The organism is Nocardia sp. NPDC004604 (assembly GCF_040609795.1).
Classification (GTDB): Bacteria; Actinomycetota; Actinomycetes; order Mycobacteriales; family Mycobacteriaceae; genus Nocardia.
Genome location: NZ_JBEXLC010000011.1, coordinates 54,452 through 81,242, shown reverse-complemented (window position 1 = coordinate 81,242; position 26,791 = coordinate 54,452). Strand labels below are relative to the sequence as shown.

General features: G+C 66.8%; 12 protein-coding genes. 4 read left to right on the top strand and 8 right to left on the bottom strand.

From position 1 onward, the window contains the following. Position 1: 1 nt before the first annotated feature. Both eccCa and ABZW16_RS06835 read left to right on the top strand, forming a co-directional pair. A complete protein-coding gene (gene eccCa, locus ABZW16_RS06840) occupies positions 2–4,036 on the top strand; it encodes a type VII secretion protein EccCa (RefSeq protein ID WP_354953006.1) in 4,035 nt (1,344 codons plus the stop codon). Positions 4,037–4,574: 538 nt separating this feature from the next. Further along, positions 4,575–4,889 carry a hypothetical protein gene (locus tag ABZW16_RS06835; RefSeq protein WP_354953004.1) on the top strand — a complete coding sequence of 105 codons (315 nt, stop codon included), beginning with the start codon at positions 4,575–4,577 and terminating at the stop codon, positions 4,887–4,889. Positions 4,890–4,923: 34 nt separating this feature from the next. Here the strand turns inward: ABZW16_RS06835 and ABZW16_RS06830 are convergent, their stop codons facing one another. Then, entirely contained in the window at positions 4,924–5,199 is a 276-nt protein-coding gene (locus ABZW16_RS06830; protein WP_354953002.1) for a hypothetical protein, read from the bottom strand. Positions 5,200–5,444: 245 nt separating this feature from the next. Here ABZW16_RS06830 and ABZW16_RS06825 point away from each other — a divergent pair, with 245 nt between their 5' ends. Continuing rightward, positions 5,445–6,374, top strand: coding sequence for a helix-turn-helix domain-containing protein (locus ABZW16_RS06825; protein WP_354953000.1), 930 nt, complete (start codon positions 5,445–5,447; stop codon positions 6,372–6,374). An 882-nt stretch (positions 6,375–7,256) separates the two neighbouring features. Further along, positions 7,257–15,188: an SDR family NAD(P)-dependent oxidoreductase gene (locus ABZW16_RS06820; RefSeq protein ID WP_354952998.1), complete on the top strand. Its 7,932-nt coding sequence runs from the start codon at positions 7,257–7,259 to the stop codon at positions 15,186–15,188. 91 nt (positions 15,189–15,279) lie between these two features. Here ABZW16_RS06820 and ABZW16_RS06815 read toward each other — a convergent pair whose 3' ends face one another. The 7 genes from ABZW16_RS06815 to ABZW16_RS06785 form a co-directional block, all read right to left on the bottom strand. Next, a complete protein-coding gene (locus ABZW16_RS06815; RefSeq protein WP_354953016.1) occupies positions 15,280–15,609 on the bottom strand; it encodes a TetR-like C-terminal domain-containing protein in 330 nt (109 codons plus the stop codon). Positions 15,610–15,612: 3 nt separating this feature from the next. Next, positions 15,613–15,909 carry a helix-turn-helix domain-containing protein gene (locus ABZW16_RS06810; protein WP_354952996.1) on the bottom strand — a complete coding sequence of 99 codons (297 nt, stop codon included), beginning with the start codon at positions 15,907–15,909 and terminating at the stop codon, positions 15,613–15,615. A gap of 67 nt (positions 15,910–15,976) precedes the next feature. Then, positions 15,977–16,933, bottom strand: coding sequence for a helix-turn-helix domain-containing protein (locus ABZW16_RS06805; RefSeq protein ID WP_354952994.1), 957 nt, complete (start codon positions 16,931–16,933; stop codon positions 15,977–15,979). A 59-nt stretch (positions 16,934–16,992) separates the two neighbouring features. Continuing rightward, positions 16,993–17,301 (bottom strand): hypothetical protein, encoded by a 309-nt coding sequence (locus tag ABZW16_RS06800; RefSeq protein WP_354952992.1) that lies wholly within the window; start codon positions 17,299–17,301, stop codon positions 16,993–16,995. Between the two features lie 27 nt (positions 17,302–17,328). Then, positions 17,329–18,144: an ESX secretion-associated protein EspG gene (locus tag ABZW16_RS06795; RefSeq protein WP_354952991.1), complete on the bottom strand. Its 816-nt coding sequence runs from the start codon at positions 18,142–18,144 to the stop codon at positions 17,329–17,331. After that, positions 18,141–20,834: a hypothetical protein gene (locus tag ABZW16_RS06790; protein ID WP_354952989.1), complete on the bottom strand. Its 2,694-nt coding sequence runs from the start codon at positions 20,832–20,834 to the stop codon at positions 18,141–18,143. Before ABZW16_RS06790 ends, ABZW16_RS06795 begins: the two co-directional genes overlap by 4 nt. Further along, on the bottom strand, positions 20,827–26,781 hold the full coding sequence (locus ABZW16_RS06785; protein ID WP_354952987.1) for a hypothetical protein: 5,955 nt from the start codon (positions 26,779–26,781) through the stop codon (positions 20,827–20,829). The genes ABZW16_RS06790 and ABZW16_RS06785 overlap by 8 nt, the downstream gene beginning before the upstream one ends. Positions 26,782–26,791: the final 10 nt, after the last annotated feature.

Genomic DNA, 26,791 nt, shown 5'->3' with positions numbered 1-26,791 from the left:
CATGATTACCGAAGGCTTCGTCCGCCGCCCCCGGATCGCGCCGCCGCGCGCGCCGGGTGGCGAGATTACGCTGACCCCGCCGCCGGAGGTGTCACGGCCGCTGCCGGCGCCGCTGCTCGCCCGGCTCATGCCGCTGGTGATGGTGGTCGCAGTGGTCGGCATGCTAGCGCTGTTTGTGATGATGGGCAAGCAGCTGTTGTCCAACCCGTTCATGCTGATGTTCCCGATGATGATGCTGATGTCGATGGCCGGCATGATGATGGGCTTCGGGCGCGGCGGACCGAAATCGGCGACCGAGCTCAACGAGGAGCGCAAGGACTACTTCCGCTACCTGGATCAGATCCGCAAGGACACCCGCCGGACCGGGCTCAAACAGCTGGAATCGCTGACTTGGAGTCACCCCGAGCCGGCCCATCTGGAATCGCTGGTTGGCACCCGCCGGATGTGGGAGCGCCGCCCCAACGACCCGGACTTCGGGCACGTGCGGGTCGGGGTGGGCAGCCATCGGCTCGCCACCAAGCTGGCCCGGCCGGAGACCGGCCCGCTGGAGGATCTGGAACCGGTGTCGACGGTGGCGCTGCGGCGTTTCTTGCGCACCCATTCGGTGGTGCACGGGCTGCCGACCGCGGTGTCGCTGCGGGCGTTCCCGGCCATCAACATCGAGGGCACTGCGGAGGAAGCCCGGATGCTGGCCCGCTCGATGCTCCTGGCGTTCAGCGCATTTCACGGTCCTGACCACGTCGCGGTGGCGATCGTATGCGCGGATCCGGACGGTCCGGCCTGGTCGTGGGCGAAATGGCTGCCGCAGCTGCAACATTCGACGGTGCGTGACGGCATGGGTTCGGCTCGGATGATGTACGGCTCGCTGGGGGAGCTGGAGACGGCGCTGTCGGCCGAGCTGCTCGAGCGCGGGCGGTTCATGCGCAACCCGCAGCCTACCCAGGGCCGCACGCACCTGCTGGTGATCATCGACGACGGCTTCGTCAACGGCACCGAGCGGCTGGTCAGCGAGTCCGGCCTGGATTCGGTGACGGTGCTGGATCTGACCGCGCCGGAGAACGGCCTGGCTGCCCGCCGCGGCCTGCAGTTGGTGGTCGCCGACGGCGCGGTGAGCGCGCGCAGTGCGGCCGGCGTGGAGCGCTTCGCCACTGTGGACGAGGTGAGCATCGCCGAGGCCGAGGCCTTCGCCCGCACCTTGGCCCGCTTCCGGATCGCCACCGCCGCGCAGATCGTGAGCCTGGGCGATGACACCCGCGTCGATCCCGGCCTGATGGCGCTGTTGAAGATTCCCGATGCGGCACAGATCGATCCGGTCAAGGTGTGGCGCCCGCGCACCCCCCGGGAGCGGCTGCGGGTGCCGATCGGCATCACCCCCGACGGAGCGCCGGTCGAGCTGGACATCAAGGAGTCCGCCGAGAACGGCATGGGTCCGCACGGATTGTGCATCGGCGCAACGGGTTCGGGTAAGTCGGAGTTCCTGCGCACGCTGGTGTTGTCGCTGGTGACCTCGCACTCGCCGGATGCGCTGAATCTGATTCTGGTCGACTTCAAGGGTGGCGCAACGTTTCTCGGGTTGGATCCGCTGCCGCACGTGGCCGCGGTCATCACGAACCTGGAGGCCGAGCTCTCCATGGTCGACCGCATGCGCGACGCGCTGGCCGGCGAGATGAACCGCCGCCAGGAACTGCTGCGCTCGGCGGGCAATTTCGCCAACGTCACCGATTATGAGAAGGCCCGTGCCGCGGGTGCGGCGCTGGATCCGCTGCCGGCACTGTTCGTGGTGGTCGACGAGTTCTCCGAATTGCTTTCGCAGAAGCCAGATTTCGCGGATCTGTTCGTGATGATCGGCCGGCTGGGCCGGTCGCTGCATGTACATCTGTTGCTGGCCTCACAGCGGTTGGAGGAGAACAAACTTCGCGGCCTCGACTCGCATCTGTCCTACCGCATCGGCCTGCGCACCTTCTCCGCCAACGAATCTCGTGCGGTGCTTGGCATCACCGACGCCTACCATCTGCCCAGCATTCCCGGCTCCGGCTATCTGAAGACCGACGCCGATGATCCGTTGCGGTTCAACGCCACCTACGTCTCGGGTCCCTACACCCCGCCGCGCGGCAGCGGCCCGGTGAGCGAGGACGGCCGCGCGCCGAGCGGCTCGCCCACCGTGTTCACCGCCGGCCTGGTGGAGATGCCCGAACTGTCGGATCCGGAATTCGAGGACCCGCTGGGACTGCCGCCTCCGCCGCCCGCCGAACCGGTTGCCGAGGAAGGCATTCCGGACACACTGCTGCAGGTCGTGGTGGGCCGCCTCACCGGGCACGGCCGTCCCGCGCACGAGGTCTGGCTGCCGCCGCTGGACGAATCGCCCTCGGTGGACATGCTGCTGCCGGATCCGGATTGGCGCTCGCCGGTGAACCGGCACCAGCAGCTGTGGATGCCGATCGGCATCATCGACAAGCCCTACGAGCAGCGCCGCGACGTGCTCACCATCCAATTAGCCGGCGCCCAAGGCAATGTCGCGGTGGTGGGCGGTCCGCAGTCGGGCAAGTCCACCGCGCTGCGCACCATCATCATCGCCACCGCCGCCACACACACCCCCGAGCAGGTGCAGTTCTACTGCCTGGACTTCGGCGGCGGTTCCATGGCCGGTCTGGTCGGGCTGCCGCATGTCGGCTCGGTCGCCGGCCGATTGGATGTCGACCGGGTGCGCCGCACCATCGCCGAGCTCACCGCGCTGATGCGCCAGCGCGAGGAGCGCTTCAGCGAGCTCGGCATCGAGTCGATGGCCGAGTTCCGCCGCCGCAAGTTCGCCGATCTGCGGCCCGACGGCACCCTGCCGCCCGGTCATCCCCTCGAGGAGGACCGGTTCGGCGATGTCTTCCTGGTGATCGATGGCTACGCCTCGGTTCGCGAGGAATTCGACACCCTGGAGGGCTCGATCAACGCGATTGCCGCGCAGGGTCTTTCGTACGGCATCCACCTCATGCTGGGTGCGGCCCGGTGGGCGGAGATCCGGCCGGTGGTCAAGGACCAGATCGGAACCCGGCTCGAGCTGCGGCTCGGCGATCCCTCCGATTCCGAAATGGGCCGCCGCACAGCCGCTCTGGTACCGGTCGGACGCCCGGGCCGCGGCCTGACGCCGGACCAGCTGCACCTGCTGATGGCGCTGCCGCGGCTGGACTCCGATACCGATCCGTCGAATCTGTCCGAGGGTGTCGCCGCGTCCCGGCAGGCGATGGAACAGCTGTGGGGCGACCGCCGCGCCCCCGAGGTGCGGATGCTGCCGGCGCAGCTCGATCGGGCCGAACTGCTGGCCACGGCCGCCGAGCGCGGCATCGAGCAGAACGCCACCCACATCGTCGTCGGACTCGGTGAGGACGAATTGGAGCCGCTGGTACTGGATTTCGGTGCCGAACCGCATCTGATGGCGTTCGCGGACGTGGAGTGCGGCAAGACCACGCTGCTGCGCAACATCGTCTTGGGCATCACCGAGAATTCGACCGCCGAGGAGGCCGTCGTCGTCCTCGTCGACTACCGCCGGACCATGCTCGGCGTTCTGGAGGGTGAGCAGCTCGCCGGGTATTCGACGTCCTCGCAGACGTGCGGGTCGATGATCAACAATCTGGTCAACTTCCTCACCGACCGCATCCCGGGCTCCGACATCACCCCGCAGCAGTTGCGCGAACGCAGCTGGTGGAGCGGGCCCGAGGTCTACATCATCGTCGACGACTACGACATGGTGACCACCGGCTCGAATCCGCTGCTGCCGTTGCTGGAATTCCTGCCGCAGGCCCGCGACATCGGCCTGCATCTGATCATCACCCGCCGCACCGGTGGTGTCTCGCGCGCCCTGTTCGATCAGGTGCTCGGCACCATGAAGAATATGTCGGTGGACGTGCTGCTGATGTCCGGCCCGCGGGACGAGGGCCGGCTCTTCGGCGACGTGCGCCCGATGAAGCTGCCCCCGGGCCGCGGCATGTACATCTCCCGCACCCGCGGCAACGAAATGGCGCAGGTCGCCTACCTGCCACCGCTGTGATCCCCTGGCCCGTAGGGGTTTCACCAGGGTTGGTAGTCCAAGTATTCGAGGCCGGGCTTCCCCAGCATCGAACCCACCGCACAGCGTGCAGACCAGCCATGAACAGGCGGCACTCGTCTTCGACGATCGGCTATCCCATTACGGGATGTAGGTGAAGGGTGTGGCGTTGCTGGTGCCTCCGGGGTCGGTCACGGTGACGTTCACCGCTCCGGCAGCGTTCGGGGTGTTGCGGCGGTGATCTGACTGCCGGAATCTATGGTGAACGACGGGGCTGGAGTAGATCGACGCCGTCGCCTCGTCACTACGACTCAGCCCCGACCAGCGGCTGCACCTGCACAATCTTGCGTGGCCACCGAAACTCGACGCCCCCACTGTCGACCGACCGGTCGTGCGGGCCGGGTTGCGGCAACTGCTGGACTCGTTGACCAGCACACCGGCCTACGTGGTGGGGACACCGCACCAACATCCTCGCGTGGAACCGAGCCACCCGACCGGTGTTCGGCATTGATTTCGCGGAGCTGCCCGAGGACGAACGCACATGGATCGACCTGGTCTTCGGCTGGTTGCCGGACAGCGGCCGGGCGATCCGGACCTGATCCGGCTGCTGCACCGTATGACCGCCGGCAGCCCCGAATTCCGCGACATGTGGGCAACCCACAACGTCAATGACACCGCCCACGGCCGATACCACCTCGACCACGACCTTGTCGGCACACTGCACCTGGACTTCGAATTCATCGCCCTCCCCGCCGATCCGGGTGTGTGGGCGATCTGCCTATACTCCGCCGAACCGGGCACTCCTTCGGCAATCGCGCTGCAAGACCTGATCATGCGGGATCTCGAAGCGAGTTGAATGACCGCTTATGATCGCTATGGTCAGCGTCGGTTCAGTCGACGGTCCAGGGCCGCAGTTTCTCCGGGTTCCGGGTCACCCAGATGCGAGTGATCCGGCCGTCGGCGATGTCGAAGGCATAGACCGACACGATGGTGTCGTCGAGCTGCGCCACCAGGCCGGGTTGGCCGTTTACCGTGCGCTCGAGCAGCGTTATCTCGGGGCCGCGGGCAGCGATTTCGATCCAGGCGCATGTGATCTGCTCGCCGCCGATAATCGGGTGGCGGAGGACCAAGCCACCGCTGTCGGCGGTCGCGGTCGGATCGAGCAAACCGATCAGGGCCTCGATATCGCTTGTCTCCCAGGCTCGTTTGAAGTCCCGACGTCCGTTGACAGCGTCAGCAGCGCGCTGTGAACCACATCGCGACGTAGACAGGACATCCGGGCCACGGTGTGGTTAGGATCCAGCATCAAACCCGTGATGTTAGGTAACAGCCGAACGTGACAGCCTCTGACTTGGGTCAGCCCAAAACCGGGAGCCGCGACGCGGATTCGAGCGCGTCGCGAGAGATTTCCGTGGACTTCACCGTCTCGGATGAGGCAGCGCGTGGATTCGACGCGTTCGCGCGCGAGTGGGGGGCGCGGTTCGGCGCTGACCAACCGATGCCTACCTTCAGCCCGGACACGGTCGGCGACTACCGGGTGAGGACCCATGCTGCCCGGATGCGTGACCTGACAATGATCGACATGCACAGCGTATTGCCCCTCCGGACGGAACGCCCGGCCGACGGTGTCGACGGGGCGATCCAGCTGTACGTGGTGTCGCGCGGCGTTTGGAGATGGGGCGACCGGTCCGGTCGCAGCGAGCACACCGTGTCGGCCGGGCAGTTCCTGCTCCGGCAGCTCAGGCAACCGAAGCATTTCGACACTCAGCCACACACGACGGCGAAGATCATTCTCGGCATGCCGCAGACCGCCATCGAACCGCTGCTCCGGAACCGGACCATCACCGGACCGGCCGACTCTGCCGAGATCCGGTTGCTGGTGGCCCACACGAACATGGTCCGCGAAACGATGGCCGACCTCAGCGAGGCAGGTGAACGCGCCGCGCAAAACGCCCTGGTCGAGTTCGTCAAGGCGGTGGCCCTGGGCAGGTTCGACGACGTGGAACCCCAGTTGACTGCCGCGCTCACGCAGGCGGCCAAGGATCTCGCGAACCGCCGGCTCGCCGACCCCGACCTTTCTCCGACGATGCTGGCGCGTGAGCTCAATGTTTCCATCCGTACTCTGCAACGGGCGTTCGCCTCGGTCGGGGAGTCGGTGGCCGCCTACATCTGGCACCGGCGGCTGGAAGAGGCCAGACTCGCTCTCACCACGTCACCCAACCTGCTGAGTATCTCCGAACTTGCCGCCTACTGGCAGTTCTCGGACAGCAGCCACTTCATCCGGACCTTCAAGAAGACCTACGGCCTGACGCCCGCCGAATACGCTCGCTCGGCGCCCTGATCCTCGACGGCCGGTGCAGGCGCCAATGTGCCGCACGGTGACGCGGGCGTGCTGGTGACCGGCTATACCACCACCGCAAATCACCCACCGAATGCGCGCCGGTCCCCACATACGCCGTGAACGCCTTGGTCACCGCCGGCCCCGCCGCGCCGAAGAAGTCCCGGATGAACTCCAGCAGTTCTACCAACCCCAAGGCTTCATTAACGTCGATACGTATCCCGTTGTCGGCCATGGCTTCCCACCATGCCTCAACGCACCCCGGCCCGCGCCCCTACCGCCATCACCCGTCTGGACCCACACAGGCGCCGTCCAAATCCGCGGACACTACCCCTGTCCGATTTTCCAGTGCCGTCCATATTCGTGGACAGACGCCGTCCAGATCAGTGGACGTAGCCAGTGAACCGCAGAAAGTGTATGAGTCAGTGACGGATCGCTGACGCAAATGTTTCAGGGCGGTATCGGCGGGCCGATCGCCATACAGCTGGCCGGGCCGGGCCTGGTCGACTGCGACGGCGCCGCGCACGCCTGGTCGGGTCAGCTGGTCGCGCCCGGCGCCGGGCGCTGCCGAACGACTCCGGCGGCACCGTCACCGTCACGCTCACCAGGGGGAAGGCAGTCGTCGCCTCGACCGGACCGCAACCCGTCCGGATCGCTCGCTGAACCCGCTGCGCGAGACCAGCTCTTTCCACCTTGTCGGCGAACAGCGGGACGGGATCCAATCCCGTCCCGCTGATGTGATCGGCGGTTGTCGTGCAACCTCGTCGTACACGGCATCGGGCCAGACGCAATACTGTTCGAAGCTGCGGATCCCAAAGGTTTCCGGCAGGGTAGTCACGCAGCTCCGAGTTGATCTACGTGTTGTGGCAAAACGAAGGTTACGCGATGAATTCTGGTCCCAGCTCCCCGATCGATACCGCTCGGGCCGAGTACGAGGGGATTGCCGTCGTGGGGATCGGCTGCCGGTTCCCCGGACAGGTACACGATGCCGGCGACTTCTGGCGGCTGCTGATAGAAGAACGTGACGCGGTCAGCGAGGTTCCCGAAGACCGTTGGTCCGCAACGGCTTTCTACGATCGCGATCCCCGGCGGCCCGGTCGTATGCGCACCCGTGCGGGCGGTTTTCTCGACGATGTCGCATCGTTCGACGCACACTTCTTCGGCATCACCCCGACCGAGGCGTCGCGGATGGACCCGCAGCAGCGGCTGTTCCTGGAGACGACCTGGGAAGCGTTGCAGGACGCGGGCATCGTCCCCGAACACCTCGCCGGTGCGCAGGTCGCCGTGTACGCCGGTGTCTCCGGCCACGACTACAGCGTGATTCAACTCGGTGCGGAGAACCGGAATCTGATCGGCGGTCACACCATGACCGGGGTCACGAACGCCATTGTGGCCAACCGGGTTTCGTATCTGCTGGACCTGCGCGGCCCGAGTATGACGGTGGATACCGCGTGTTCGTCCTCGCTGGTGGCAATGCACCTGGCGCTCCGCAGTATTCGTTCGGGCGAGGCGGCGATGGCACTGGTCGGCGGGGTCAGCACGGTGCTGGTGCCCGGGGGGACCGTCGGGTTCAGCCAGGGCACCTTCCTGTCGCCCGAGGGACGCTCGAAATCGTTCGGCCGCAACGCCGACGGCTATATCCGCAGTGAGGGTTCGGGCACGATCGTGCTGAAGCCGCTGTCGGCAGCCGTCGCCGACGGCGACCGGATCTACGCGGTGCTCCGCGGGAGTGCGACCAATCAGGACGGCCGCACCCGGGGCATCGCGGTGCCGAGCGAAGACGCCCAGGCCCGGATGATTCTCGACGCCTGCCGGGATGCGGGTGTCGACCCTGCCGATATCGGCTATATCGAGGCGCACGGCACCGGAACTGCTATCGGTGACCCGATCGAGGCGCGGGCGCTGGGAAAGGCGCTGGGCGCCGGGCGAAACGGCCGCGGCCCCTGCATCATCGGCGCGGTGAAGTCGAACCTCGGCCACCTCGAGGCGGCGGCGGGCATGGCCGGGATCATCAAGGCCTGTCTGGTCCTCTCCAACGGCGAGATTCCCGCGAATCTGCATGCGGAGCAGCCGAATCCGGAAATTCCGTTCGAGGAACTGGGGTTGCGGCTCGCACAGACCCGCCAGCCCTGGCCTGGTGAGGGTCCGCGGTTGGCGGGTGTGAACTCCTTCGGGTTCGGCGGATCCAATGCGCACGTGGTCCTCGAGGGCCCGCCCACAGCTGCGGCACAACAGGATTCGAAGGCCGCAGCACAGCAGGACCCGAGGATTGCGGCACTGCAGAACCCAACGGTCGCGGCACAACAAGGTCCGAGAGTTACGGTGCCGCAGCAGGATTCGATGACCGAGACCGCTGCGCCCGTACTGTTCACACTCAGCGCGAAGACCAAGGACGCGCTGCGCGCCTACGCCGAGACCTACGCCGATTTCCTAGCGAATCCGGCGACGACGGCCGGGCTGCCCGCGATCGCCTCCGCACAGGCGCGCACACGGTCGCATTACGACCATCGGCTGGCGGTGGTCGGTTCGTCCACGGCGGAACTGCGAGAGGCCTTGCGCGACATGGCCGCAGGGTTGGAGCCCGAGACGCTGCGTAGCGGTGTGACATCGTCCGGTATGTCCTCGGTGGCGTTCGTCTTCTCCGGCCAGGGCTCGCAGTGGTGGGGTATGGCGCGGGAACTGCTCGCGCACAACCGGGTGTTCCGGCGGACCGTGGAGCGGGTCGACGCCGAACTGCGCCGGTATGCGGACTGGAGTGTGGTCGAGGAACTGGGCCGGGACGAGGTCGAGAGCCGGATCGGTGAGACCTTCATCGCGCAACCCGCGCTGTTCGCGGTGCAGCTCGGGCTGGCGGCGCTGTGGCACAGCTGGGGTATCACCCCCGTGGCGGTGATCGGGCACAGTATCGGCGAGGTCGCCGCCGCCTGCGTGTCGGATGCCCTGTCGTTCGAGGACGCGGTCCGGGTGATCTTCCATCGCAGCCGGGTGCAGCAGCGCGCCTCCGGCAGAGGCGGCATGCTCGCCGTCGGCCTGCCCGTCGACCAGGCGGCACAGCGTATCGCCGGTTATCGCGGGCGGGTCGAAATCGCCGCGCTCAACGGCCCCGAATCCACCGCTGTGGCAGGCGATCCCGACGCACTCGAAGAGATCGCGGCGGGCCTGGCGCGAGACGGAATCTTCTGCCGCATGCTCGACGTCGCGGTGGCGTTCCACAGCCATCACATGGATCCGCTGCGCGACGAGGTGCTGGCGTCGCTGTCCGGAATCGCCTCGGATGAGCCCACGATTCCGATGTATTCGACGGTCACCGCCGATCTCGTGCCGGACGGTGGGCTCGACGCGGAGTATTGGTGGCGCAATATCCGCGAGCCCGTCCGGTTCGCCCCCGCCATCGATCGCCTCATCGAGGACCGGCATCTGGTCTTCGTCGAACTCGGTCCGCACCCGATCCACACGACCGCGATCGGAGACCTGCTGGGCCGCCGCGGACTCGCCGGTGTCGCGATGGGGTCGTTGCGCCGCAGGCACAGCGACCGGGAGACACTGCTGTCCGCACTGGGCTCGCTGTATGTGGCGGGTGTCGATCCGGTGTGGGAGTCGGTGTTCGACCGCGACCGTGGTCTCGGTCCTGATGCCGGTCCCGCGCGGGTGGCGCTGCCGTTCTACCCGTGGCAGCGCGAAACCCACTGGCTGGAAACCCCGGCCTCTCGTGCCAAAAGGTTTCCGCCCCTGGGACATCCGCTCGTCGGAACCCGCCTGCCCGCCGCCGACGAGCCCGACAAGCATGTCTGGGAGCTGGTCCTGGATCCGGCCGAGTTCCCGTGGCTCGAGGACCACCGCGTCCAGGGACCCATCGTGCTGCCCGGCGCGGGCCACCTCGACCTGATCACCGGCTGCGCCCACGACGCGTTCGGGACAGGCGCGTACACGGTCGAGGGCGTCGAATTCCGGCGCCCGCTGTTCGTCTTCGACGACCGCCCCGCCCCACGCGTCCAAGTGGTCCTGACCCCGGCGCTGCGGTTCGGGATCTACAGCCTCCAGCACGGCGACCGGGACTGGGTGCTGCACTCGGAAGGAACCCTGCGCCGCGGCGCACCCGAGCCCCAAGTGCCCGTGCCCTTCTCGGACCTGGACGGGCACTGCCCGCACGATTTCGATCCCGCACGGGTCGCCGCGCGGTTCCGCGACAACGGGTTGCTGCTGGGCCCGGCCTTCCGGGCGATCACGAAACTGAGCTACGGCAAGCTGTGCTCGCTCGGTCGCATCGACACCCCGGACACCATCGCCGACGAAGCAGCACGGCACCTGATCCACCCGGCCGTGCTGGACGCCTGCTTCCAGTCCCTGTCCATCGCGATGGGCAACGACCCGGACAGCGACGACACCGCGCTCTACATCCCCTACGACGTGGGGCGGTTCAGTTTCCACGCCGCGGCGGGCCCGCGCGTGTATTGCTACGGACAGGCGCGCGTCTCCGCGGACCCGACCTACTGCGAGGGCGACCTGTGGCTGTTCAACGAGGACGGCACACTGGTAGCCGAATTCGAAGGCTTCAAAGGCAAGTCGATCACCCAGCCCGCCGAGGATCGTGATGCGCTGCTGGGGTGGCTCTACGCGTACCGGTGGCGGCCCGCGCCGACGCGCCCGCGCACACCGCTGCCCGCCGATTTCGTGCCGGGAGAGGCGGCCCTGGCAGCCGCCGTCGATCCGGTCATCAGCGAAATACGCGACCAGCCGCTCTACCGTGAGTACTACGCGCGGGTTGAACCGGAGGCGAACCTGCTGTGCGTCGCATACGTGACCGAGGCCTTGCATCAGCTCGGCATGGACTTCACACCGGGCCGGCGCTTCACGCTCGATGAACTCGCCCGCGAGCTGGGCGTGCACGACAAACACCGCGGCCACTTCGCACTGCTGCTGGATTTGCTTGCCCGGTACGAGATTATGAGCAAGGACGGCGAGCACTGGCAGTTGCGAACGGTGCCCGATCGGGTCGATACCGCGGCGGTGCTGGCCGGGCTGCGCGCACGGTATCCCGGATTCGAAGCCGAGTTCGCGGTCCTGGCGCGCGGCGGTACCGAACAGGCCGCGGTGCTGCGCGGCGAGGTCGATCCGATCGAACTTCTCTTCTCCGAGAGCGAATTCGGGCCGGTGGCCGACCTCTACTCGACCTCGTTCTCGCACGAACGGTGCAATCGCCTGGTCGCCGCGGTGGTCGCCGAGACCGTCCGGGCGCTGCCGCATGATCGGCCGCTGCGGGTGCTGGAAATCGGTGCGGGCACCGGCGGCACCACCGGCTGGATCCTCGACCAGCTACCGGCCGACCGCACCGAGTACGTGTTCACCGATATCGGGCAGCTGTTCCCGAACAAGGCGCGGCAGCGTTTCGCCGGGTTCGAGTTCGTGGACTACCGCGTCCTCGACATCGAACGCGACATCGCCGAGCAGGGATTCGACCCGCACTACTTCGACATCGTCGTGGCCGCGAACGTATTGCACGCCACCGAGAACCTCCGCACCACCCTCGGCAACGTGGAGCGGTTACTCACCTCCCGCGGGATGCTGCTGCTCGTCGAGTGGACCAACCCGTCGTACGGGCTCGATCTGACCTTCGGCAGCACCGAAGGACGGTGGCGCTTCACCGATCACGATCTACGCCCGGACCATGCGCTGCTGCCGGAGGCGGGGTGGCGGGACCTGCTGCCCACCGTCGGCTTCGAGAACGTGCAGATCTTCTCCGATATGACCGGACCGGAACAGACCGGCTGCTCGCTGATCGTCGCTCGCACAACGGAATTGGATCTCGCACCCCATCAGCCGCAGATCGAGCGGGGGGCGTGGGTCGTGCTGGCCGACACCGGTGGCGTCGCCGAACACTACCTCGAACTGCTCGGGGAGGCCACCGCCGGCAGTGTGCTCGTCACCAGGGGCGAAACCTTCGAGCAGGCCGGTGACCGTGCCTATCGGGTGCGTCCGACCAGTTACGCGGATCTCGCACGGGTGCTGACCGAGGTGCGTGCGCGTGCCGGATCCGTCGCCGGTGTGCTGCACCTGTGGAATCTGGACTACGCCGCGGCGGAGCTCACCACCGAACTGCTGGCAGCAGCGGAACTGCACGGCGCCTACAGCGTGATCGCGCTGGCGCAAGCGGTCGAAGAGCTGGATTGGCCGGTGGCCCCGCGGTTCTGGGTGGCTACCACCGGCGGCGTAGCGGTGGATCGCACGGATCCGATCGCGCCATCGCAGACGCCGAGCTGGGGCATCCTGCGGGTGCTGCTCGGCGAGAACAGCAGACTCCGGGCGAAGATCATCGACCTCGACCCGGCAGCCGATGCGGGCACTCGGGCGGGGCACCTGTTCGACGAATTGCGGCACGTGCGCACGGCGGAAGAGGAGGTCGCCTATCGCGGCGACACCCGCTTCGCCGACCGCTTCGAACACCTCTCACTCGAAGAATTCGAGGCCGCGACCGCGACTCCCACCCGGACAATCGGGGAGACCCCATTCGAACTGGTGGTTCCCGCCGAGCCAGGTATCGACCAACTCCGGTACCGGACAACGCATCCGGCCGCTCTCGGCCCCACCGAGGTGGCCATCCGGCCCACGGCGACCGGATTGAACTTCCGCGACCTCATGCTCACCCTCGGGCTGTTGTCGGAGGAGGCGATCGCCGGCGGGCTGTACGAGCACACCCTCGGCCTCGAATGCGCCGGTGTCGTCACCCAGGTCGGCACCGCGGTCGAGGGACTCGCCCCGGGCGACCGGGTAATCGCCTTCGCGCGTGGTTGTTTCGGCTCTACGGTGATCACCGAGGCGCACCACGTCTACCCGGTGCCGGGTGAGCTGCCGGACGCTGCGGCCGCGACCTTGCCGATCGCCTACCTCACCGCGTGGTACGCACTCGTCGAGGTCGGCCGATTGCGGGCGGGCGAGCGGGTTCTCGTGCATGCCGCCGCCGGTGGTGTGGGTCTGGCCGCGGTGCACATCGCCCACCTGCTCGGTGCGACGGTGCTGGCCACCGCCGGCAGCGAGGACAAGCGGGAATACCTGCGGTCGCTGGGCGTGGAGGCGGTCTTCGACTCCCGGTCGCTGTCCTTCGCCGAGGAGATCCGCAAGTACTACGGCAGTGCCGGGGCCGGTGTGGGCGCCGGTGGCGGGGGCGGTTCCGGCGCGAGTGCGGGCACTGGAGCGGGGACCGGTGGTGGCGGTGGCAGCGCGAGTGCGGGTGCCGGGGCCGGGACCCGCGGTGGTGGCGGTGTCGATGTAGTGCTGAATTCGCTGCAGGGCGAGGCGATTCCGAAGAGCCTCGGGCTGCTGCGCTCGCACGGCCGGTTCGTCGAGATCGGCAAGCAGGATATCTACGACAACTACCAGCTGGGCCTGAAACCCTTCGGCAACAACCTGTCCTACTCGGCTGTCGATATCGACGGCATGCTGCTCGAGGTCCCGGCCCGGTGCCGCGAGGTCATGACGCGGGTCCTCGAGCATGTCGCCGCGGGCACGCTGCCGCCACTGCCGCACACCGATTTCACTGCCGCCGAGGTGGTTTCGGCGTTCCGGTGCATGGCCGACGCCCGGCAGACCGGCAAGATCGTGGTCGGTTTCGGTGCCGCACACGGCGAATTGGATACCGCCGCATCGGATTCCGGCGAATCGGAGGCGGCCGCCGAGGTGCTCGTGTACCCGGCAGTGACCGGTGGCGTGACCTTGGATCCCGCGGGCAGTTATCTGATCACCGGCGGCTACACCGGCTTCGGCCTGCGGACCGCGCGGTGGCTGGCCGACAACGGCGCCCGGACCATCGTGCTGGCCGGTCGCCGCGCCGCGATCGATGCCGAGAACGAGGCGCCGATCGCGGCGATGCGGGCGCTGGGTGTCGAGGTCGTGCTCGAACGCGCCGACGTCTCGGTCGAGGCCGAGGTGGTGGGCCTGCTCGAACGGATCTCGGCACTGCCGCCGCTGCGCGGGATCTACCACGCGGCCATGGTGCTCGCGGACGGCCGGCTGGCCACGATGACCGAGGAGCAGTTCCTGCGGACCGTGCGTCCGAAGGCCGACGGCGCCTGGCACCTGCATCACCACACCCGGCACCTCGACCTGGACGCCTTCGTCATGTACTCCTCGGGAAGCTGGAACGTCGGCACGCCCGGTCAGTCGAATTACGCCGCGGCCAATGGGTTCCTGGAGGCACTGGCCCTGCACCGCCGCCGGCTCGGGCTCCCGGCCCTCACGGTCAACTGGGGCGCCATCGGCGAGATCGGATACGTCGCGCGCAACCAGCTCGACAGCCTGTCGCGGCTGGGCTGGAAACCGATCTCACCGGCCGCCGCCCTCGAATTCCTCGGTCGCTGCCTGGCCCAAGGTATCGCGCGTGCCAGTGTCGCGAACGTGAACTGGACGAAGATGAGTCACGTCATGCCGATCGTGCGCAGCTCACCGCGCCTGTCGCACCTCCCGGACGCGGAGGACCCCACGACCGTCTTCGGCATCGAGGGGCTGCGCGCCGAACTGCTCGGCCTGCCCACCGGCGAGCGCGAGCAGCGGCTGGCAACGGCACTGGCGCAACAGATCTCGCGGATCTTCAATATGCCGGTCGAGCGACTGCCCCGCGATGTCGGCCTGACCGATCTCGGGATGGACTCGCTGCTGGCCGGGCAGATCCGCATCATGCTGGCCAAGCACCTGGAGATCGACTTCCCGACCATGGGCCTGATGAGTGGCCCGACGATCGTGGAACTGGCCGGTGCGGCGCTCGCCCGGATGCTCGGCGAAACCAATGGAGCCGCAACGGGTTCGACGGCGCGGACCACTGGCTGACCCTGTCTGAGAGGCCGGGCACCACCGCGCCCGGCCCGACCACGATCAACGTGCCGCCGGGGACGATGCGGACCCGGGCGCGATGGTCCGGTCAGGGCCGTAACAGCGATTCCACCTCGTCGGCGAACAGCAGCGCCGGATCGAATCCCATTCCGTTGAAGTGGCCGGCCAGTTCCAGCGACAGCACGCCGTGCACCCGGGTCCAGAACGACAGGGCCCGGTGCATGGTCGCGGCCGCCTCCGGGCTCTGGTGCTGTTCGAGGTGGGTGCCGAAAGCGGTTGCGGGCCTTGCGGGTAGGCGGCCGTGCGCTTCCAGCAGCACCGTGAGGATCTCGTCCGAGATCGCGGTGGTCTCCGCGGGTGCGTGATATCCGGGGACGGGCGTTCCGTAGATCAGCAGATATCGCTGCGGATCGCGCAGCGCTCATTCCCGCACTGTGTTGGCGAGCCCGGCCACGTCGGCACCGGAGTCGAGCGCCGCCCGGACGGAATCCGCGAGGCTTCGGTACGCGTCCCGGATGAGTTCGGTGATCAGCTCGTCACGGCTGGCGAAATACCGGTAGAGCGCGGGCCCGCTCATACCCACCTGTTTGGCGATCGCGTTGAGCGACAACGCGGCCGCGCCGGCGGTGCCTATCTGCTCCCAGGCGTGCTGTTTGATCTCCCCGCGCACCTGCTCGCGAAAGCGCTCTCGCGGACTCTTCGCCCCCACGTCCGCCATCGACACTCCATTCCCGGCCCTTGCGCACCGCTCCGACCTGGAATCTATAACCCGACCGTCGCGATGATCAAACAACACGCCTGGGTACGGCACGCTCCTCCGCGGTTCCGATGGCGCGAGCGTATTCGGCGGGCGTCCGGCCGTAGGCCTTCTTGAAGGCCCGGATGAAGTGGCTGCTGTCCGAGAACTGCCAGTAGGCGGCGAGTTCCGAGACGCTCGGCCGGTCGGGTGAGGCGGTGAGGGCGAGCCTGGCCTCCTCCAGCCGCCGGTACCGGATATAGGTGTTGGCCGACTCCCCCACCGCGGCGAACGCCCGTTGCAGCGTGCGCATCGAGACATTGAGCTCGCGCGCCAGCAGCGCCGGCGAAAGCTCGGGATCGGCGAGCCGGCGGTCCGCCAGGTCCTTCGCCGCCTGGGCCAGCGCGGGCGCCAGCCGGGGTTCCATATCGTCGAACCGGCCCAATGCCGCCCCCTTGACCAGCTCGATCAGGGCGTTGCGCGCGGCGTGCGCACCGTCCGGACCGAGGTCCGCCAGCATTGTGCGGACCATATTCGCGTGTGCCATCAGCAGCCGGATCTCGGCTGATTCCGCGGCTCCGGTGATACCCCGTTTCCGGAGCAGCGGTTCGAGCGTGGACGACATGGCGGCGATGACCTTCGCCGTCGTATGCGGCTGCATTTCGAAATTCCCCGGCCGCTCGAGGCGGCGGAGCAGGAACTGACCGGCCGACACGGTGTACCCACCGCGGCCGGACCCATCGTCCAGCGTGTAGGCCCCACTCGACACCACATACAGCTGGATTTCACCCTCCACGCTGTTGGCGGGGCGTTCCGTCCGGATTCCCGACACGCCGTGGATATCGACCATCATCAGGTCACGCATCCGGACGGCGTGGGCCCGGACCCGGAAATCGCCGGTGGTCGCCGAGCTGAAGCCGGGCAGCCTGGCGCCGAGCTGGCTGTCCCATTTGTTCCGGTAGGCGTCGAATCCACGGGCCGCGGCGCCCGGGAGCGTGGAGTCCATCGAGAACTCGGCTTCCGGTGTGCTGTAATCCGTTCCGCGGCTTCCGGTTCCAGGCCGTATCACGTCGTCCGTTTATCCATGTTGTCCATCTTGTCCGCGGCGTCGCGCATGCCCTTGCTGAACTTGCCCGTCGAACCGACCATATTGTCGCCGCCGGTCAGCAAGTTCTCCTCGGACTTGGTGTAGCCCTTGTCGCCCTTGGTGAACTTGTCGCCGTATTCGTCGTGGCCCCACGGGAAGTTCTGCGCGTGGACGGTGGTCTTCAGCGTGTCGATGATGTCCTTGGTCTTGTTACCGACCTCGTCCATCTGGTCCGCGGCCCGACGTAACTTGGTGGTGTCCACCCGGATTCGGTCATTTGCTGCCATCGCGCTCTCCTAACTCCTGATCCGAACTCAATACCGGTCCTCGGGACGTCCCCATTCCCAATGGGTCTCCAGGCGCTCCATCAGATCGTTGATCTCCTTGTGGATCCGATTCACCAACTCCTGCCGGCCGGTCGCGACGGCCACGGTGGCCACGCCGTCCTTCACCGCCATCACATACCGCCCGTCATCGGCCACATCCCGCCACAGCAGTATCCGCTCCTCGATACCACGCGGACCGAACTTCGACCGCCCCTGCACCACCGTGATCGCCCCGGTCAACTCCGCACGCTGCTGAAAAAACCGCTGCGTCCGATACACCGGCCGATCCTCCACATCGTCGCGCACGAAGCTCCCACCCCAACTCGGCGCGATATGCTCCACCGGATCGGTCACCAGCGGAATATCCGGCAACCGGCCACCCTCCACATTCGGCAGCAACCGCACCACCGCCACCGACAACGCCCGCGGATCGCACTCGGTGACAACGACCATCGGCGCATCGTAAGTCAGGGGTCCCCGCACCTGCTCGAAAACGAACCCCAACGCGCCCGCCCGCGCCACATGCACACGCAACGCCTTGTCCTTGTTACCCCGATCCTGCTCATCCCAACTCTTCACCTGCACAAACAATTCCGGCGCACGCAACACCTCGATCACGCCATCGAACGAACCATCCAACCGCCGCTGCAAGTCCTCCCACACCGCCCGCTTACGACGGTCCATCTCATCGACCGTCACATCCTCGTCACTCTCGAACGCCAGTGGCCGCGGCATCGCACTGGCCCGATGCTGATCGCACAGCACCTGGAACTCGAGGGCGGTGAACTTCCACTGCTGCGTCATGGCTCGATCACCGGGCGCACCCGATCCACATCCGGCCCGACCGCGTCATCGAAATTAGTGGTCGAGTCCAGGAACTTGGCGCGCTTGTGTTCCTTCCCCCCGGCACCCTGCCCGCCCATACCGCCGCCCATGCCGCCCATCGGCGGCATGCCACCGGTAGCGCCACCGGTGGACGAGGCCGGCATGGTCGGCATCTGGCTGCCGTCGAAACTGCTCGGAGCACCGGCTCGCGGGAACAACTTCGACGACTCGGACGGATAGGCGGCTGTGATCGGCTGATGCCCTCCGGCACCACCGGCGCCGTCGCCACCACCGCCCGGGGCCCCGCCGTGGCCGCCGCCGAAGGCAGCCGCGAAATCGTTCGGGATCGCACTGTCGGGAAGACCCGGAATATGCTGCATATCGCCCATGCCCGGGATGCCGACCATGCCGTTGTTCACCAGACCGGCCACGGCATCGGTGGTGGTCTTGACGACATCCCCGATCGCCCCGGTCACCGTCTTGACTCCGTCGGTCAGCGCCTTGAACAGCTCCGCGCCACCCGGCGTCTGCGACATGGTGTGTTGCAGATTCTGCAGCGACTCCGGGCTCAAATCCTTCAACGCATCGGGCCCCCCGACCCCGTTCATGATGTCCGAACCGAACTTCTGCAAATCCTGCGGACTCAGATGCTGCACGAAGTCCTGCCCCAGCTTCTGCAACGCCTCCGGGCTCATCTGCTTCAGCAGATCCGGGCTCACGTCACCGAGTAGGTCCGACCCGATCTTCTGCAGTTGGTCCGGACTCAGGCTCTGGAACGGGTTCTGGCCGTGCATCAGCTGATTGAGCAGGTCCTGCGGCGACTTCGGAGGCTGGAGGGGACCCGGCCCCCCGTTCTGGCCCTTCGGGTTCGAGTTGTTCGGCTGGTTGGGGTATTGCCCCTTGTTGTTCAGGTACGGGTTCTGGTTGGCCGAATCGCCGTTGTTGCCGCTGTTTCCGCTGTCGCCGTTATTACCGCTGTTCCCGCTGTCGCCGTTGTTGCCACTGCTGTCGTTATTTTGACCGTTCTTGCCCATGATGTCCCCGGCGGCCTTTTTGTAGCCATCCTGGTAACCGGCCTGGTAGTCGGGGCTGTTCTTATTGATGCCGCCGTTACCCTGGTTGTTACCGTCGCCCTGGTTGTTGCCGCCACCCTGGTTGCTGCCGTCGCCCTGGTTGTTGCCGCCACCACCCTGGTTCCTGCCATCACCTTGGTTGCCGCCACCCTGGTTACCACCACCTTGGTTGCCGCCACCCTGGTTGCCGCCACCTTGATTGTTACCGCCACCTTGATTGTTACCGCCACCATGGTTGTTACCGCCACCTTGGTTGTTACCGCCGCCCTGGTTATTGCCGTTGTTGTTGCGGTCGTTCTGGCCGTCCTGGTAGCCGGCCTTGTAATTGGGGCTGTTCTTGTCAATATTTCCGTTGCCGTTGTTGTTATTGCCGTTACCGTTGTTGTTGCCGCCGCCGTTGTTATTGCCGCCGTTGTTGTTATTGCCGCCGCCGTTGTTATTGCCGCCGCCGTTGTTATTGCCGCCGTTGTTGTTATTGCCGCCGCCGTTGTTATTGCCGCCGCCGTTGTTATTGCCGCCGTTGTTATTCCCGCCGTTGTTACCCGGGGGCGGCGGAGGCGGCGGGGGCGGCTGCTTTACGGTACCGGTCACGGTTATCGCGGGCATCGCGGCTACAGCGCCATTGATACCGGGCACCCAGACCGCCTTGTAGGTTTCCCTATAACCATCGCGCCAGCGGTCCTCGGTACTGTCCGTCGGCCCATGATTTGGATAGTCATCCGAGGGCGTGTCGTTGTACATGGCGTAAATCCACTTCGCGCAATACTTCAGGTTCTCGCCCAGATTTTGAATACTGGTAGCGAAAATAAGCGAGTTCGCCGTGAACCGCCTGGTCGCATCCTTGGCTTTATTCGCGCCGTCGCCGGTCCACAGCGCATCGCTTCCATCAGGACCTACAATATTATTGAGCGCTGCGTTGAGATTGGTGAGGTCATCCTTGAGCTGCGCTGCCATCCACACATATTGGATACCGGCACCGTTCGCAGTCCAGTCATGCCCCTTAATCGCCTGGCCGAAACTACGGAATTTCTGGTAACTCCAATTACCGCCATCGCTGATGGTGATCGGGATGCCACTGTCTGCGCCCGGTGGTGGTGGCGGTGCAGTCGGGTGGTCTCCCGTGTTGGAGGGCGTGAAATCATTCGGCTTGACGGCCTTCGGCTCGATAGGATCGACTTTCGCCAGGTCTCCGATGTCCTTGAAGGCGTCCGACGAATGCCCATCGGCATCCTTGTACTTGCGACCCGCACTCGTGAAAGTGTCCCCCATATCCTCCATGATCTTCCGCAGGTCATTCATCCGATCGATGACCTCCTGACCCTTGGCGTTGAAACGCCGCGTCAGCTCTTCAGCGCCGGATTCCTCGGTCCCGGACCAGCTCGGCATAGTATCCATGCCCCGGTCACCGATCCATTTCTGGTACCACTCCAGCCTTCCGATCATGTCGTGGCACGCTTGCGCAGCCGCGGCGAAAGCCTTCGGATCGGCTTTCACATTGAGTTTCAGTTTGTCTTGATCCGCCAGCCCACGCAGATCATGCCAGTCGTTGATGTCGGTCTTGGTCGTATTGTCGACCGTCGCCTTGTCGTCAGCCATCTGTAGTACTCCTGGTGGTCTTCGTGGTGGGTCGCTTCTCGATCACCGGCTCGGTCGCGGAGGTCGAAGCTCCCAGAGTGAACGGGACATCGGTCGAGTCGTCGGGGCCGGCGCGCTGCTCGGGGGCCTCGTCCGGCGAGGGCATCAGCACCGACTTCGGCTTCTTTCGCGGCTTGTCGTCCTTCTTGCGATTCCGGCGCGACTCTTTCTTCTTCGCCCCTTCGCCACCGCCGGGCGGCGTTCCGGAAGGCGGGGCCCCGGGTGCGGCGGGCGCGCCGCCGGGTGCGGACGACCCGCCGGGTTGATGCCCGTCCTGCATCGGGGGCATCCTCGGCGCGGACGACTGCGACCCGTTGGATCCGGAATTCCCTTGCTGCCCAGGGTCTCCCGAATGCTGCGGCGATTGGCCCAGGTTCTTCGTCGCCTCCGGATGCTGCGGGTCACCCGGATGGCTTCCAGTTCCCGGCGCACCGTGCTGGTCGCCGGAACCCGGAGCACCCGAATGGTCTCCGGAGCCGGTGCCATCCGAAGGGTTCCCGGAATCCGGTGCGCCCGAATGGTTCTCGGATCCCGGAGCACCCGGTTGGTGCTGGGAACCGGGTCCGCCCGGCTGATTCTCCGAACCCGGAGCACCCGGCTGATTGCCTGTTCCCGGGTGTTCACCCGATCCGGGTGAGCCCGAATTATTCTCGCCACCAGTGGCATTCGGATCTCCCAGTCGGGTCGCCGGCTGCTGGCCGTCCGAATTCTGGGGTGCGCCAGGACTATTCGGCCCACCCGGCTGGCCGGGTGCTCCCGGATGATCCTGCGTGCCCGGATCGCCCTGTGTACCGGGACCGCCCTGCGTGCCCGGACCACCCTGCGCGGCCGGATCCTGCGACGGGTCCGGCCGATCCCCGGCACCCGGCGCGTTCGGGGAGCCGGGCTGACCGGCTCCTCCCTGCCCCAGACCGCCGGATCCCAATCCTCCCGCTCGATCGAGAGCCTCGCGCATCGCCGACAGATCCGGCGGACGGGAACCGCTTCCGCCGCCAGGGGATTGCTGCGACGGGTTTGAATCACCGTTCGATCCGTTCGAGCCCGGCCCACCGGCCGAACCACCCGGGGGCGTCGACGAACCGTTGCCGGGGCCCAAGCGCCAGAAGTCCGGCGATTGCTCGCCCTGACCGTTCGGCCCCGTGTCACCCCCGCCCGGTGGCGGGAACGAACTGTTCAGTCCAGGCGGCGGCGCCATCCCGTCCGCACCGTGCAGGTTCTGGAGCATCCGCTGCAACATCGCCGGATCCGGTCGCGGCGGTGGCGGTGGCCGGTTGTCGGCCTGCGACTGCCGGTTGTTGTCCGACGAGCCGTGATCACCGCCGGAACCGCCCCGGTCACCACCGGAGTTTCCGCCACCGTCACCCGAACCGGAGCCACCCGAGTTGCCACCGTGACCGGAACCGCCCGAGTTGCCGCCATGGCCGGAACCGCCGGAGTTACCACCCTGGCCGGAACCACCGGAATTACCACCCGAGCCACCGGAATTACCACCCTGACCGGAACCGCCGTTGCCGTAATGATTGCCGTTCCCGCCCGGACCCTGGGAATTCTGGTCGTACGGATCGTCATTCGACCAATCCCCGTCACCCGGACCGGGATCCGGCGGACCCCAGTAATCCGGATCGGGCGGACCCCAATAGTCCGGATCCGGTGGACCCCACATGTTCTGGTTCGGCGAGTCCTGGTTGAACGGGTCCGGCGGCACCTTGCCGTTCTCGTACCCCTGCGGAATCCAGTCCTCGGCGAACGGCGGGGTCGGCGCCTCGTACCCGTCGGGCAGCCCATCGTCGCCGTTCAGCTGATGCGGCTTGATCTTGGCGGTCTGGTGGGCGCCGCCGATATACGGATTCTTGCGATCGACAGGCGGTGCGACGGTCCCATCGGGATCCGAGACGTGCACCTTGTTCTTGTCGCCGACCGTCCAGGTCGTGCCGTCTCCCCTACTGCCCCAAGCGGTCTCGTCCCCGGCGGTGACCCGCACGGCCCCGTCACCGCGGACCTCACGCAGCGGCCCGTCATCTCCATGATCGACGAAAGCCGTTCCATTCGGGCGGGTCCCACGCACCACACCGTCGCCGTCGGTGAAACTCACTCCGCGCGGACCGATCTCGGAGACAGTGCCGTCGCCGTGGGTGACCCGGAACCCACCCGGCGTCTTCTCCAGCTCCGCGCCGTTGGACAGCTCGATCGGCTCTTTCAGCGACTTGGATTCGGTGGACCCGTTCGGTGAGGTGACCTTTACCGACCCACGCGAACCCGGCTCGTAGGTGGTGCCGTCGCCGTCGAATACCTTGATGCCCTTTGGCGATGATTCGAACCCGATTCCGTCGGGCCGATCCATCTGGATCACAGCGGGCTTGTGCGGGCCGTCCGGAACGAAGCCGCCGAACCGCTTCGGCGCCCCGGTATCGCTCAGGTCGTGATGGATCACCGTCCCGTCGGGGTGCCCGGTACGACCGCCACCGTGGCGATCCGCGCCGTCGAACACCACATGCGTGGTGTTGTCGGGATGTTCGACGGTGACCGCGCCGCCGGGTTCGGCGGTCTGCTTGGTCTGATCGGGGCCGGTGGTCACGGTCGGCTTACCCGGCCCGGACTCGACCACGGTGTCGTCCACCTTGTGCACGATCGTGTCGCCGGTGTGCGAGGTGAACTCCGTTGCGCCGTTGGGCCTTACGGTCAAGGTCCAATCGCCCGGGGACTCCGTCCGCACCGAGCCGTCACCGAGCACCGTGTGCGAGACACCATCGGGCCGGGTGAACGTCGGAGAATGCCCACCGGTGCCCTTACCCGACACCGCCCCGGGACGGGGAGTCGGAGCGGCGCCATCCGGGCCGACGAACACGATCGAGTGGTCGGTATCAATCTTTATCCGCTGCGGATCACCCGGGCGGCCCACCAGAATGGTCCCGTCGTCACCGACCACATGCTCGGTGCCGTCTGGTGAGGTGACAACCAGGTTGCCGTCCTCATCCTTCTCCCGCCCCGGCGTGCCGAGTTGCACGGTGTCGTCGTGCGTATCGACCACCGTCGGGTCGTCCGGCCGGGTGCCGATGTGCACAGTGTTGTCGTGCGTATCGACTACCGTCGGGTCGTCCGGCCGGGTGTGGGTGGTGTTTCCCTCCGGATCGAAGTCCGTCCGGTCACCCCACGGCGAATGGAGTTCCGCGCCGCCGCGGCGCTTGACGATCGTCGTCGACCCGTCCGGAGACTTCGTCTGCACCGAACCGTTGTCGAGCACCGTGTGCTCGGTGCCGTCGTCCCGGCTGAAACTGCCGTCGTCCTCCCGGACCGGTCCACTCGGCTCGTCACTCCGCGGACCATGTTCTGCCCCAGCATCATTGCCGCTCTTGGGCACGAATTCGACCGAGCCGTCCAGACCGACCTTCACCCACGCCGGATCCTCCGGACGCCCGATGTAGATGTTCTGATCCTTGTCCACCCAATGCTCGGTGCCATCGGGCGAGGTGACCACCACATCACCCGACTCGCTGCGCGCCCAGTTCGGATGCTCCTGATCACCCTCGAACGACCGCACACCCGGGCCGTTGTCGTCGTGCCCGCGCTGCCCGCCCGAACCCGAATGCTGCTCCGGCGGAACCGATCCCCGCGGCGGCGGATCTCCTTCGGAGGGCCGCGAGCGCGGCGGCGGTGCCCCACCGGCATCCGGCGGACGCTGCCGCGACGGTGAGCTGCCGCCCGCATCCGAACCGGGCACAGGAGTTCGCCGCGGCGGCTGGTCACCCGGGCCGGAACCCGGCGCCGAGGACCGCGGCGGCCTCGAATCATTCGACCCCGCATCCGAACCCGGCGTCCGCTGCGGCGGACCACCGGGGCCCGAATCGGAGGGACGCCGCGGCGGCGGCACCGAATCATCCGAACCCAACGACGACACCGCCGACGAACGCGGAGGCCGCCCCGCATCGCTCGAACCCAGCGACGACACCGACGCCGGCCCCCGCTGCGACTGCCCCACAACGATATTCGTGTCGGGCGTCGACCGCGAAGGCATCTGGACACCACTCTTGGGCGGTTGCGACACCGACCCATCGCTCCCGGGAGCCGGACGCCCACCGGGCGCGCCACCGCGACCGTCGACCGGCCCGCCCGCGGGCCGATCGCTCGATCCGCTGACCACCGACGAACCGCGGCTATCACCGGACAGATTCGACGACGGCGAGCGCGACGGCGGCCCGTCGTTCGAACCCGCCGAACTTCCTTGACTCCCACCAGAATTCGAGGACGAGGACTCATTGCGACTTCCCCCGCCGTCGGACGGCCCATTCGACGAATGCGAACCACCGTTCGACGACCCATTCGACGAGTCCGAACCACCGTCCGACGAATGCGAGCTACCGTTCGACGATCCACTCGAGGAGCTCGGACCATCGCTCGACGAGTGCGAGCCGGCGTTCGACGACCCGCCCGACGAGTCCGAACCATTGCTCGAACCACCGGAATTCGACGTCAGCCTCTCGTACTGATTGGACGAACCACCCGACTGGCTGCTGTTGTCGTTCGTTACCGGAGGCGGTTGCTTGCTCGTACTCGAGTTGTTCGATCCCGAGCTGTTCGATCCATAGCCACCCTCACCGTCCGACTCATGCGAGAAGCTCCTGGGCGGCGGTGCGGGCGGCCCGTCCGAGTGGTTGCCGGTATACGCGGCCGAATGCGTCGACTGCGGCGAATTCTGCCCGCCCCCATACGTTTCCGGCCGGTCGCCAGGGCCATGGGAGTTACCGGAATTGAAGTCGTGATCGCCACCCCGCGGCCCCCACGTCCCGGGCGGGTTCTGAGTCGCGACATGATCACCGTAGAAACCGTTCCCGGAACCGTTGTTACCGTGTCCGGAACCGTTGGGTCCCAATCCGCCCGGATCGTCCGAGAACCCGCCCCGCACCGGTATATCCACCGACCCGTCCCCGGGCGCCTTCCAGTTGACCTCGAAGTTGTGGTCGCCGTTAAACCCCTTACCTCCGAAGTGCCCCCTGGAACCACCCACCATCCCGCCCTGGGCCACGCCACCGACCCAGCCGTGCGGGTTGTTGAACGTCCCCTCCCAATCACCGGTGACCAGCGCGGAGCCGATACCGCCGAAGGCGCTGAATACCGGGCCGGAACCGGCCCCCACGATCACGCCGTTGCCGATCCGGACCCACGGATTCGACAGCTTGTCCCCGAAGAACTTCGACGTGTACTTGTTGATCCAGTTCGCCGCCGCCCGTCCGAACGGCGCACCGATGCCCCCGCCGGCCATCGCACCACCGAACTCTTTCCAGTCGAAATGCTTCCGATGCCCACCCGGGCCCATCTGGCCGACCTGCACGGCCGCGTCCAGCCCACCGGAAATCAACGCGCCCTCGAGAATCTTCATCACCCACCCCTTACTGAGGTTGGCGAACTTCTCCCCGAAGACCGACAGCACCTTCGCCACGATCTTTTCCTGGATCTGCAGTTCCAGGCGGCGCAGAATGAATTGGGTGGCCGCTTCATCGGCCGCGATCTCGGCCGCTGCGGTAGGCGGGAAGACTAAATCCCACGCGATTTCGATGGCGAGCGCGATCAGCGAGACGATCGTCATCAGTTTCGCGCTCTGAATCGACGTGCCGAAATCTTCGGTCGCGTCGGAGATCTGATCCATGAATTTCGCCAGCGAATCCATCGACTGATCGCCGGTCAGCATCTGGTCGAACAGCGCACTGATCTTGTCGCCGCCCGCACCCTCGGGATAGGCGGAAACCGCGGTGCTTTTGACGCCCTCGATTTCCGGGGTCAGTTTCCGCAGCGCCTCGGCGGCCTCCTTGAAGGCGCTCGACACCGCCCAGCACTTGTCCTCGTCACCGTCCGGCCAGGTACCACCCGCGATCCACCCCAGCCAGCGCAGTTCCGGCGGCAGATACAGACTCATCCCGCGGCGA

What these genes read in the sequence shown, in the direction of transcription:
- ABZW16_RS06835 (WP_354953004.1), top strand. Translation starts at nt 4,575, where the DNA reads ATGGATCGACCTGGTCTTCGGCTGGTTGCCGGACAGCGGCCGGGCGAT.
- ABZW16_RS06795 (WP_354952991.1), bottom strand. Translation starts at nt 18,144, where the DNA reads ATGACGCAGCAGTGGAAGTTCACCGCCCTCGAGTTCCAGGTGCTGTGC.
- eccCa (WP_354953006.1), top strand. Translation starts at nt 2, where the DNA reads ATGATTACCGAAGGCTTCGTCCGCCGCCCCCGGATCGCGCCGCCGCGC.
- ABZW16_RS06800 (WP_354952992.1), bottom strand. Translation starts at nt 17,301, where the DNA reads ATGGCAGCAAATGACCGAATCCGGGTGGACACCACCAAGTTACGTCGG.
- ABZW16_RS06790 (WP_354952989.1), bottom strand. Translation starts at nt 20,834, where the DNA reads ATGGCTGACGACAAGGCGACGGTCGACAATACGACCAAGACCGACATC.
- ABZW16_RS06785 (WP_354952987.1), bottom strand. Translation starts at nt 26,781, where the DNA reads ATGAGTCTGTATCTGCCGCCGGAACTGCGCTGGCTGGGGTGGATCGCG.
- ABZW16_RS06810 (WP_354952996.1), bottom strand. Translation starts at nt 15,909, where the DNA reads ATGGCGGACGTGGGGGCGAAGAGTCCGCGAGAGCGCTTTCGCGAGCAG.
- ABZW16_RS06820 (WP_354952998.1), top strand. Translation starts at nt 7,257, where the DNA reads ATGAATTCTGGTCCCAGCTCCCCGATCGATACCGCTCGGGCCGAGTAC.
- ABZW16_RS06805 (WP_354952994.1), bottom strand. Translation starts at nt 16,933, where the DNA reads ATGGACTCCACGCTCCCGGGCGCCGCGGCCCGTGGATTCGACGCCTAC.